Source organism: Flavobacterium sp. IMCC34518 (assembly GCF_027111095.2).
In the GTDB taxonomy this organism is placed as follows: domain Bacteria; phylum Bacteroidota; class Bacteroidia; order Flavobacteriales; family Flavobacteriaceae; genus Flavobacterium; species Flavobacterium praedii.
Window position 1 is genome coordinate 2,597,959 of sequence record NZ_CP114284.2, and the last position, 11,136, is coordinate 2,609,094.

At 34.9% G+C, this 11,136-nt stretch carries 9 protein-coding genes and 2 tRNA genes; 5 read left to right on the forward strand and 6 right to left on the reverse strand.

The annotated features are described in order from the left end of the window. Nucleotides 1–133 precede the first annotated feature (133 nt). Nucleotides 134–1,102 (reverse strand): DUF2971 domain-containing protein, encoded by a 969-nt coding sequence (locus OZP06_RS10990; protein ID WP_269221881.1) that lies wholly within the window; start codon nt 1,100–1,102, stop codon nt 134–136. 499 nt (nt 1,103–1,601) lie between these two features. Here OZP06_RS10990 and OZP06_RS10995 point away from each other — a divergent pair, with 499 nt between their 5' ends. The 3 genes from OZP06_RS10995 to OZP06_RS11005 all read left to right on the forward strand — a co-directional run bounded on the left by OZP06_RS10995 (nt 1,602) and on the right by OZP06_RS11005 (nt 3,810). After that, the gene (locus tag OZP06_RS10995; protein WP_281323714.1) at nt 1,602–2,297 is read left to right on the forward strand and encodes a hypothetical protein; all 696 of its coding nucleotides are present in this window, start codon (nt 1,602–1,604) and stop codon (nt 2,295–2,297) included. A gap of 352 nt (nt 2,298–2,649) precedes the next feature. After that, the gene (locus tag OZP06_RS11000; RefSeq protein WP_281323715.1) at nt 2,650–3,264 is read left to right on the forward strand and encodes a recombinase family protein; all 615 of its coding nucleotides are present in this window, start codon (nt 2,650–2,652) and stop codon (nt 3,262–3,264) included. A 390-nt stretch (nt 3,265–3,654) separates the two neighbouring features. Continuing rightward, a complete protein-coding gene (locus OZP06_RS11005; RefSeq protein ID WP_269221884.1) occupies nt 3,655–3,810 on the forward strand; it encodes a hypothetical protein in 156 nt (51 codons plus the stop codon). A gap of 1,619 nt (nt 3,811–5,429) precedes the next feature. Here OZP06_RS11005 and OZP06_RS11010 read toward each other — a convergent pair. After that, nucleotides 5,430–5,502: transfer RNA gene (locus tag OZP06_RS11010), tRNA-Met, on the reverse strand. Nucleotides 5,503–5,537: 35 nt separating this feature from the next. Further along, nucleotides 5,538–5,610: transfer RNA gene (locus OZP06_RS11015), tRNA-Met, on the reverse strand. Nucleotides 5,611–5,727: 117 nt separating this feature from the next. Between OZP06_RS11015 and era the strand changes: the two genes are divergently transcribed. Beyond that, nucleotides 5,728–6,609, forward strand: a complete 882-nt coding sequence (gene era, locus OZP06_RS11020; protein WP_269221885.1) for a GTPase Era — start codon at nt 5,728–5,730, stop codon at nt 6,607–6,609. 277 nt (nt 6,610–6,886) lie between these two features. Here era and OZP06_RS11025 read toward each other — a convergent pair whose 3' ends face one another. Then, entirely contained in the window at nt 6,887–7,453 is a 567-nt protein-coding gene (locus OZP06_RS11025; RefSeq protein WP_269221886.1) for a hypothetical protein, read from the reverse strand. Nucleotides 7,454–7,527: 74 nt separating this feature from the next. Here OZP06_RS11025 and der point away from each other — a divergent pair, with 74 nt between their 5' ends. Further along, nucleotides 7,528–8,838 carry a ribosome biogenesis GTPase Der gene (gene der / locus OZP06_RS11030; RefSeq protein ID WP_269221887.1) on the forward strand — a complete coding sequence of 437 codons (1,311 nt, stop codon included), beginning with the start codon at nt 7,528–7,530 and terminating at the stop codon, nt 8,836–8,838. Nucleotides 8,839–9,073: 235 nt separating this feature from the next. Here the strand turns inward: der and OZP06_RS11035 are convergent, their stop codons facing one another. Beyond that, nucleotides 9,074–10,243 carry a chromate transporter gene (locus OZP06_RS11035; protein ID WP_281323716.1) on the reverse strand — a complete coding sequence of 390 codons (1,170 nt, stop codon included), beginning with the start codon at nt 10,241–10,243 and terminating at the stop codon, nt 9,074–9,076. A gap of 112 nt (nt 10,244–10,355) precedes the next feature. After that, nucleotides 10,356–11,105 carry a DUF2490 domain-containing protein gene (locus OZP06_RS11040; RefSeq protein WP_269221890.1) on the reverse strand — a complete coding sequence of 250 codons (750 nt, stop codon included), beginning with the start codon at nt 11,103–11,105 and terminating at the stop codon, nt 10,356–10,358. Nucleotides 11,106–11,136: the final 31 nt, after the last annotated feature.

Consider the following 11,136-nt stretch of genomic DNA (forward strand, 5'->3'; position numbering starts at 1 on the left):
CTGAAGCTTTTCTAGTAGCGGGAAATCTTGATAAATCTAACCAATTTATTGATGATTTCTATAAAATTGTTTGTGCTAGTGAATATTTTTGAAAACCAGTGTTTTGATAACTAGTAATAATTTTTAAAAATCACTATGCTCTATATGGAACATTTGATTTGATTATCTCAATATTCTCGTAACCATTCATAATTAGAAATTTTTCTAATCCTATTTTTACAATTTCATAGTCTAAACTTGGGCCGATAATTATTTTGTTTAAGGGGAGTTTTTTTATTCCAAAAATAGGTTCGGTTTCGTTTGGTTTCTTAGTTTCTAAGTAGGCGGTGTATGAGTTTTTAATTATTGTGTATGGGATAATTAGGTTTGTAGATGTTCTGAATAAAATATCTGCTTTACTATTTTTTTTAAGTTCAAATTGCAGTCGATACTCTTTTTCATCTATAAATGAAGGGTGTTTATATGAGTAAATGATGTGATTTAAAAATCTTATAATTGAGATAGAGGTAGTATGATTGAAATCATGTTCGCTCCAATCAAATCTGCTTTTAATATTGTTATAAAAAGCAATAATAATTTTAATAAATTCCTCAATTGCTTCGTATTGTAATCGTTCGTCATATTCTATGTGTAGCCCAGTAAGATTTTTGTTAAAATTATTTTTTAGACCTGAAAAATCGAATCCTAAAGAAATTCCTTTTCCATCATTTCCATAAGCTCTCCATTGGCTTAGTGAATCTCCATCTTTGGAAAAACAAGTAACATATTTCTCCGTTTTATTTAAGATTTCTATATTATTTTTTGTACTCTCAATTATGTCATTATTTTCAGAATTTTTCACGATTTCTAATGCCTTTAAGATTAGTTCTATTCCATGCTTAAGTTCCTTTGAATCGTTTAAAAAATTTACATTGGTACAATAAAGACTTTGAGTTTCAATTATAGATATAAAACCATTTATTGATGTGTAATGGAATATGTCTTCACAATGTCCAAATTGCTTATTGATTTTGTTATTATTTGAGAAGGTTTCGGATATGTGGTGCAACAAATTGCCATGTATTTCTATTAATATCTCATTTGTTATTTTTTCCTTTTCCAAATTTTAGGGTTTTATCGTGAGTACATAACATTGTAAGATGCAAGTTATGTTAAAACAAATATATGTATAACCTGACCGATAAGCAATTTTTTATATGTTTTGTAAACAATAGCACTTAGAAGTTTATTATGTTTATAAATGTACCTAAAGACTTAATTATGTACCTAGATTAGCCAGCATCCACTGGAAGACCTAAAAATAATTTGAATCGGATTTCAATACACCCCGCCTCCTCCCATATCGGCTATTTCATTACTAAATTCCCTGATTTACTTCTTCAAGTTATCCGCCCGTGGGGCAAAAAGTGTACGTAATTCAATCGTTACCATTCATGCTTCAAACGAAAATTGCGCAAATTTTTGAAATTCCACGTAACAATGTCTCACTTTGAAACACTTATTTTTCCTAATCAAAAAAATATTTTTCAAAAAAAGTACCAAAAAGCTACACTTTTGAAAGTTTGTTAGTATTTATAAACATAGATGCTTGACTTACCTCCTTGTATGGAGTTCCTGTATCTGCCAATAACGAGATACTAATCAACAATGAAATGAAATATGAAGATTTAAAGAAATTTATAATAAGCACAAAAGCAAGCAAAAGTACGATTTACCGCTTCTACAAAAAGAATGAAGACATATTCCTAGAAACTAAAAAACCAAATGGAAAGCGACTATTTCCAACAGGCCACGCCAGATATTTTGACAGTGAAGTCATGTTTGATGAGAATAAAATCCTAAGACAGGAAAACCAATCCATGAGAAACCTTATCGACTGTTTAGCGGATAAAGAGAGTCTACAGCATGCGTTCTGGCAGATGGACTGGAGTTTTTTCTTTACGGTGGCGTACAAACTGGAACGTAACAAGAATAGCTGTTTTAAGCAAATGCACGGTCTTTATGATTGTTTGGCTGAGAAATACGGTAATTCAACAGAATTGCGACTGTTTTTTAAATCCGAACCATTCACGAACAGGAAAGGCTATCACAATCATTTTGTGATTTATATCGAAGATAAGCGACTTCACGAGCAGGTTGTAACCGATATTCAGGACTACTTCAATTATGACCGAGTTGATGTGAGTAGTTATGACCGATACAAAGCTGGATTGTTCTATATGACAAAGGAAGGTTTAAATGGAGAGGACTGGGATTTTATCAATAACAGCAAGAAGACCATAGCTGATGAGAATTAAGCTTAAGCTTTCTCAGTTAAAACGGATTCTGGTGTCCGAACCGCTAAAATTACCTATCAGTTTTAAAATGGAAGATTTGACCGATAAAGAATTTTCAGAGTTTCAAAAATTATTGCAATCCAAAGAACGAGGCTAAGACCTCGTTTTTTTTTGTGCCAAATTCTCCAAAAATCCAGCAAGCCCAGGAAATCCAGGATTTTTCTAGGATTATCCAAATTACACCTGGATATTTGTCATGTAATAAATCACAAACGGACGTCTAAGGTTTATTACACTTAAAATTGAAGCTATGAAAAAATTTGTGTCTTATTATCGTGTTAGCCGAAAAGAGCAGGGTTTAAGTGGATTAGGTTTGTCTGCTCAGAGAACAGCAGTAGAAAAATATGTAATCTCCCAAAACGGGAAAATTATAGGTGACTATACGGAAATTGAAACTGGTACAAATAAAAAGGAGCGTGTTGAAATACAAAAAGCTATTCAACAAGCAAAAGAGGACAGAGCGGTACTCATAATCGCTAAACTAGACCGTTTGTCTCGTAATGTTAGTTTTGTAAGTTCTTTGATGGATGCTGGTATTGAGTTTTTGGCAGTGGACATGCCTTCAGCAAATAATTTTACGATTCATATTTTTTCGGCATTGGCCGAGCAAGAAGCCAAATTAATTAGTTCTAGGACTCGTTTAGCATTAGCCGAATTACGCAAAATCGGGGTCGTTCTTGGTAATCCTAAGAATCTTAATAGTGATGCACGAGCTAAAGGTATTCAAAAGATTAAGGAAAACGCTATCAACAACGATAGGAATAGACAAGCTCAGTCCGTTATTCTAAGTTGTAAAGAACGAGGGATGAGTTACAGGGAGATTGCTAAATACCTCAACGAGCTAAACTTCAAGACTCGATATGGTAATCAATTCCTCGCTCCAACAGTACATCAACTATACAATAGAATGCTATTAGAATCAGCCTAATGGGTAGCTTGTGATTACAAATACTTGTATATATGGGAATAAAATCGTACATTTGTATATAATTACTACAAAGCCATAAACTGACTCTTAAATCAGCTCTTTTTAGTAGTTTACCCAGAACCGTATGAGGGCAGTTTTTACTGTTTAGACGATAACAATCAATTATCCACTTTGTACTTAAAAAGTGGTTTCAGCACATCAAATTTTATAATTCAGATAAGGATTTTTCAATTCTTACGGGCATTCCTATTTTTATTTTAATCAAAAATTAGAGTTTTAGGATTGTTTTAAATACTAATCGTAATTTTTTTATGATTGGGTTTGGTATGCTGTGACCAAAATAATAAATCTCCTGCCATAAAAAAATGAGAGAGTGCAGAAGCTTTAACAATGTACAATGATGGATTAAATGAAGACAATACAAAATTAACAATTGAAGAGTTAAGAAAATTTAAAGGTTTTGAGGAAATATCAGAATCAGAGGCCAAAGAAATAATAGAAAGTTTATTTCAATTAGCTATAATAGGATATAATATAAAGGAATAAAAAGATGGGAATAGAGAGTTTTAAAAAATTTCAGAAAGAAAAAGTAGCTGAAAAAGTTGAGGTAAAAGAAATTTGGGGTTATACAAGAGTTAGCTCCAAGGGACAGTTAGAAAATTATAGTTTAGAGGAACAAAGGACTGAAATAGTTCAATTTGCTAATGCAAAGGAATATTCTTTGGGGAAAATGCTAGGAGGGACTTATGAAAGTGCCTCGGGTGATTTTACAAGGAAAGAGTTTGTGAGATTGCTGGATGAGGTTAAGAGCGCTAAGAAGAAACCTTACGCTATTGCGATAAAATTTATCAATAGATTTTCACGTTCTGGAGCAAGTGCCATAGGTATTGTGCATGAACTGGTTGATAAGTTGGGAGTGCATTTGATTGAGACATCATCTGGACTTTGTACGGATAATGAGTATAAAAAGATGGATATCTATAATAAGCTTCTTGAGGCAAGAAAAGAAAACATGGATAGGCTAGAGAAGACTCTCCCTGGGATGAAAGCATTGTTAAAAGCTGGTAATTGGCTTGGTAAAGTTCCTCGAGGCTATACCATGAGAGGAAAAAAAGTAAACGATTATGCTTTGGTTCAACAAACTCAATCGATAACAATTAATGGAGAAGGTGAGGTTTTGAAAAAAGCTTGGAAATGGAAGCTCCGTGGCGAACGAGACTATGTGATTCAGCAAAAACTTGAAGTTTTAGGTTTAGGAATCACTAAGCAAGCTCTAAGTAGTATGTGGAGAAATCCCTTCTATTGTGGAGTGTTGTTAAATTCATTAATTGAAGAACCAATAAGAGGAAATTGGGTAGGATTGGTTAGTGAAGAAGATTTTTGGAAAGTTGAAAAGATGCTTACAAGCAATAGAAAAGATGCTGATAAGGTAGAATACTCTAAAACAAAGATTAGTGAGTTTAGGCCATTAATAGGTTCTTTGCGTTGTGAATGTGGTTGTTTGCTTACTAGCTATATAGTTGAGAAGAAATCTCTGCACTATTATAAGTGTCAAAAATGTAAAAATGCTAGTTATAATGCTTCAACTACGAAAAGGTCAAAAACGGAAGGATTGAATGATTCTTTTGAAGTTTTATTGTCAAAATATACACTTAACAGTCAATTTATCGAACCTTTTAAGTTGCAGTTAAATAAGCTCTTTGGTACTATGAATGCTGAAGCGAAGGAAGAAATGAAGAGTTTAACTTTGAAGAAAAAAGATTTAGAAATTAAAATGAAAAATCTGGATGACCGTTATTTTAACAATCCAAATTTCGGTGATGAAAAATACAATCGATACATTTTGCAATTTGAAGGTGAATTAAAAGCCATCGAGGAGCAAATTGAGAGTAATGAAAAAAAATTATCTAACCACCAGATTCATATAGAAAAAGTAGTTGAAAAAATCAAAAATATCAGTGATTGTTGGGGTAGAGGAGATATTGAGAATAAGATAAGAATTCAAAAATTAGTGTTTCCAGAAGGTTTGTCCATTAGGTCAGAAAATAGGGAATATCTAACCAAAAAAGTGAACGGTATTTTTGAGTTAATTCCACTGTTTACGGGAGGTGATGAAAATGATAAGCATAAAAAAACCCATCAAAATGTTGATGGGTCGTTCTCAGTAGCGGGAACAGGACTCGAACCTGTGACCTTCGGGTTATGAGCCCGACGAGCTGCCTACTGCTCTATCCCGCGATGTGCGTTTTGTAATCTCAATAAGGCTACCTTAGTAGCGGGAACAGGACTCGAACCTGTGACCTTCGGGTTATGAGCCCGACGAGCTGCCTACTGCTCTATCCCGCGATGTTTCGGGTGCAAAGATACGCCGAATTTTGACAAATCCAATGAAAACTTTAAAAAATGTTTTATTTCCTGTATTGACTTGATATGACTACCTTTGCAACATAAATTTAAGTAGAAATGTCACATAAAGCAGGTTTTGTAAACATCATAGGGAATCCAAACGTTGGGAAATCAACACTAATGAACGCCTTTGTTGGTGAAAGGTTATCCATTATTACGTCAAAAGCACAAACAACACGTCATAGAATTCTAGGAATTGTAAATGGAGAAGATTTTCAAATGATCTTGTCGGATACACCTGGAATCATCAAACCGGCCTACGAAATGCAGGAATCGATGATGAACTTCGTGAAGTCCGCTTTTGAAGATGCCGATGTCTTGATCTATATGGTAGAGATTGGTGAGCAGGAATTGAAAGACGAAGCTTTTTTTAATAAAATTATCCATTCTAAAATTCCAGTTTTGTTATTGTTGAATAAAATAGACAATTCAAATCAAACGCAATTGGAAGAACAAGTCGCTTTTTGGACTGCTAAAGTTCCAAACGCCGAAATTTATCCAATCTCGGCTTTGCAGAATTTTAATGTTCCCGAAGTTTTTCAAAGAATCATTTCGTTGTTGCCGGAATCACCAGCGTATTATCCAAAAGATCAATTAACAGACAAACCGGAACGTTTCTTTGTGAATGAAACGATTCGTGAAAAAATATTATTGAACTACAGTAAAGAGATTCCATACGCAGTTGAAATCGTAACGGAAGAATTTTTTGAAGATGAGAATATCATCCGCATTCGTTCTTTGATTATGGTGGAGCGCGATACCCAAAAAGGAATTATTATTGGTCACAAAGGCGCTGCTTTGAAAAAAGTGGGAATGGAAGCTCGTGCCGATTTGGAGAAATTCTTTGGTAAGCAAATCCATATTGAATTGTACGTTAAAGTGAATAAAAACTGGAGAAGCAACGCGAATATGTTGAAGCGTTTTGGATATAATCAATAAGTAGTGTTCAGTGTTCAATTTTTTAATGTTCAGTGAATTTGATGACCTATAAAAGATTGAAATTAAATAATTTTAAATCAGTATTGGAATTTGTTTCTAATGCTGATTTTTTTTTAGCCCAGATTGCTTCGCCAGTTCGTTTCGCTCGTGTGAAATGAAAACCCCACAGTGAAAAAAGGTTGTTGTTCCTGAGCGACTGTAAGAAGCTCGTGCAAGCGCATTGGAACAACTCCTTTTTGAGCGAGGAGTTGCAATGGAGAGCTGGATTGGCTACTTGTTATTGATATTCTATGATTTCCAGAAACAATTTTTCGATATCATTCATTTGATTTTCGCCATTTCTTCGGATTTGTTTGGCGATGACATAGAGTAGAAACCACGCGAAAACCATAAGAGACATTACAAGAAAATCACTGGTTGTGGATTTTTTTAGAATGTAGTCAGAGTAGGCGATGCCGCAAAAAATGATGAAAGTTCCCGCAATCATAAAGTGTAAAAACATGAAAAACGTCCATAAATTGGGATCGGGGCCAAATAGTCCTCGAATATGGGTTTGGTTTTCGCCTTTGGATTCCATTTCGAGATGCAAATGCGGTGACCAATAGGCTTTTTTGTTGCCTTTGATGTTGATCCAAATGTGGTATTCTTTTATTTTTAAAATATAATCTGGAGAATGGGTGGTCGTAAATTGGATGAATTTTTGTCGCAGGGAATCAATGTTCTGATTGACTTCTTTGTAAAAGCGCAAACGCAAACGGATCTCATTATTGGTGTCCATAATTTTAGAAATGAAGTGGTTAAGTTGGTAAGGCTGTGCTAATATACCAAAAAAATTGATATTCATGGTTTTAAACACTACCTTTGCAACCCGAAACTGGAAAGCAGTATTCGGGAGAAATAAATATTTGAATTTATATTATGAACAATATTGTTGCGATAGTAGGAAGACCTAATGTAGGGAAATCAACCCTTTTTAATAGGCTGATACAAAGAAGAGAAGCTATTGTAGATTCGGTTTCTGGGGTAACCAGAGATAGAAACTATGGTAAAAGCGAGTGGAACGGAAAAGAGTTTTCTGTGATTGATACGGGAGGATACGTTCGTGGATCGGATGATGTTTTTGAAGGTGAAATCCGTAAACAAGTAGAATTGGCAATCGATGAAGCCGATGTTATTATTTTTGTGGTAGATGTTGAAGAGGGGATTACCCCAATGGACGATGTTGTTGCCCGTTTGTTGCGAAAAGTAACTAAACCCGTTTTATTGGCGGTGAACAAGGTAGATAACGCCATGCGTGAAAAAGACGCTCTTGAGTTTTACAATCTTGGTTTGGGTGATTATTTTACTTTTGCCAGTATATCTGGAAGTGGAACAGGAGATTTATTGGATGCTTTGATTGAAGCTTTTCCAGTGAAACCTGAACCGGTTCAAGAAGAAGTAGTTTTGCCTCGTTTTGCAGTAGTGGGTCGCCCAAATGCTGGAAAATCGAGTTTTATCAATGCTTTAATTGGTAAAGAACGTTTTATGGTAACGGATATTGCGGGAACTACTCGTGATGCTATTGATACGAAGTTTGACCGTTTTGGTTTTGAATTCAACTTGGTCGATACGGCGGGTATTCGTCGTAAAGCGAAAGTGAAAGAAGATTTAGAGTTTTACTCCGTAATGCGTTCGGTTCGTGCGATTGAACATGCTGATATTTGTATTTTGGTGATTGATGCCACCCGCGGATTTGAAGGACAAGATCAAAGTATTTTCTGGTTGGCTGAGAAAAACCGTAAAGGGGTAGTGATCTTGGTAAACAAATGGGATTTGGTAGAGAAAGATACCATGTCAACTCGTGATTACGAAGAAAAAATCAAAAAAGAATTAATGCCATTTACGGATGTGCCTATTCTTTTTGTTTCGGCTTTGACCAAACAACGTTTGTTGAAAGCATTGGAAGCAACAGTTCAGGTTTTTGAAAATAGAAAGCAACATATCGCAACCTCTAAATTCAATGAATTTATGCTGAAAGTGATTGAAGCGTATCCACCACCAGCAACTAAAGGAAAATATGTGAAAATTAAATATTGTATGCAGTTGCCAACACCAACGCCTCAGTTTGTGTTTTTTGCCAATATGCCACAATATGTTAAAGAACCCTACAAACGTTACCTTGAAAATAAAATTAGAGAAAAATGGGACTTCTCAGGAGTGCCAATTGATATTTATATCAGAGAAAAATAAGAAAAAAGCGGTTGTCATTGACAACCGCTTTTTTTATAAAATTATATGACTGTCCGCAATTCATACCAAGAGTTCAAATATTGAATATATACTTTGCGTCTCTGCGCCTTTGCGAGCCCAAATTCAATTAAAGGAGCAGAGACGCAAAAAAACAGAAAGGCTAAAGTTTATGACTAACATTCAATAATATAATGCATTCTTTGAAATGGTACTAGTCACGGATAGTCATATAAAATTAAAACAGTTTAAGTAAAACTCCTAACAGAGCTGCAATAGCAATAATATGAGGTTCTTGTATTTTTTTGATGTAAGTGAGAATCAGAACGGTACCTGTAGCAATCATTGCTGTTGGAATATCTACAATAGTTCGGAGCGCAATTACAATTACAGCCCCCACCAAAGCGCCAATTACTCCAGCGGTTATTCCGTCAACAAATGCTTTGATGCTTTTGTTTTGTGATATTTTTTTGAAATAGGGAGCGGGAATTACTGTAAATAAATAGCAAGGCAGAAAAACGCCCAAAGCGGCAATTGTTGCTCCCGTTGCTCCCGCGACTAAATACCCAATAAAGCCCACTGTAATTACAACAGGCCCGGGTGTAATCATTGCTACTGCTACTGCATCAACAAATTGATGTTCGGTCAACCATCCGTGTTCATTGACAACACCCGCGTGCAAAAAGGGAACGATGGCGAGTCCGCTTCCAAAAACAAAGGCTCCTGCTTTGATGAAAAACCAAGCTAAGTCTCCTAATTTTCCAAGTTCAATACTCGATAATCCAGCAGTTGTCAGAAAAAATAAAGAAGCAGTTTTCGGGCGTTTAATCCATTCGGGTGGCGCTTTTACGATCATATAAATAAAACCTAAAGCAACAAACAACAACAGTTCCTCTTTTTGAGTTACAGCTGTAAGGACGGTAGCTGCGATATAAAATATCCAAAGTAACCAATTGTTTTTTATCGCAGGAACTTCAAATTTGCTGATGGATTTAACGGTAAGCTTATAGGAACTCAATACAATTATCCCAATTACCGCAGCACTGATGCCATAAAAAATAGCTTGCATCCATGGTAATCCGCCATACGCTTGGTAAGCAATGCCTAATAAAACCACCATTATGAAGGAGGGAAGAACAAAGGCTAATCCTGAAAGTGTAGCTCCCAAAACACCAAAATGTACAAAGCCAATGTAAATTCCCAATTGAGCAGCCAATGGACCAGGAGCTAATTGTGAAAGGGCTAGTCCTTCTTTGAAGTCGGAATCGTTGATCCATTTTTTATTCTCTACCAAGTCGCGATGCATATAGCCAACCAAAGCTACTGGGCCTCCAAAGCCTATTGTGCCCAGCTTTAGGAAATATTTTATTAAATCAATTAAAGTATAATTCAGTTTTTCTGTACTCATGTTTGTTTTTCTTTAATAGTTTGTATCAGTAGAATTGAGGTTGCTATTTTCATTAAAACAATAGAGAAAACAAGTAGATTAACTTTGTTTTGGAACAGAATTCCATAAAACTTTAATTAGTCTGTATTTTATGTTTTATTTTTATTTTATGAAAAAAGGTAAACCGAATAATATCTCTGTCAAAATAATCAAAACCGCTCGGACGTTGTTGGAAACTTTTTAAATACCCCAATTCAAAGGCACTATTTTTAGTAACGCCATATTGCAAAGCGCTGTAAATTCTATTTTGGTCAAATGTATTATAAACAACATTTTTTCCTCCATTAACCATCAATTCATCATACACAATTGTTCTTAAATACTGACTGTCTTTTTTCCAAAAGGAATATTCACCTTGAAGTCGGTATCTAAATCTCCAATAAAAAGTAGTTCCCGGAAGTAGCCCAACTTTATCGGCATTGTGAATGTATCGTTCTTCTATTTGAAACCGTTGATTCATGGTAAAGTTGCCCACTTCCTTTTTCCAAGTAATATCTTGTTGTCCTCTGTTTTCTGGGATTCTGAAATCATAACTGGCCTCAGGAACTTGTGTAGCGACAGAAAAATAGGCATATCCAGCACCAATTTCTAGGTTGTTGTTAATTTTATAACGTCCTTGTACTCGTACTACATATAGATTTTCTTCGGTAGGATTTATAAAAATCCGATTGTCAAATTCAGTGTGTAAAGACCATTTGTTGTTTATTGTTAATTGGTTGTAATAGCGAGTCCATAGTAAAATTTGATGATCTACATTTTTTTTGGTTTGGGCTCTAGATACAAAACACACTGCTAAAAGACAAAAGATTCTGATGGTTTTCATTGGGTTTATTTCATTTTTGCAAATGTAAATA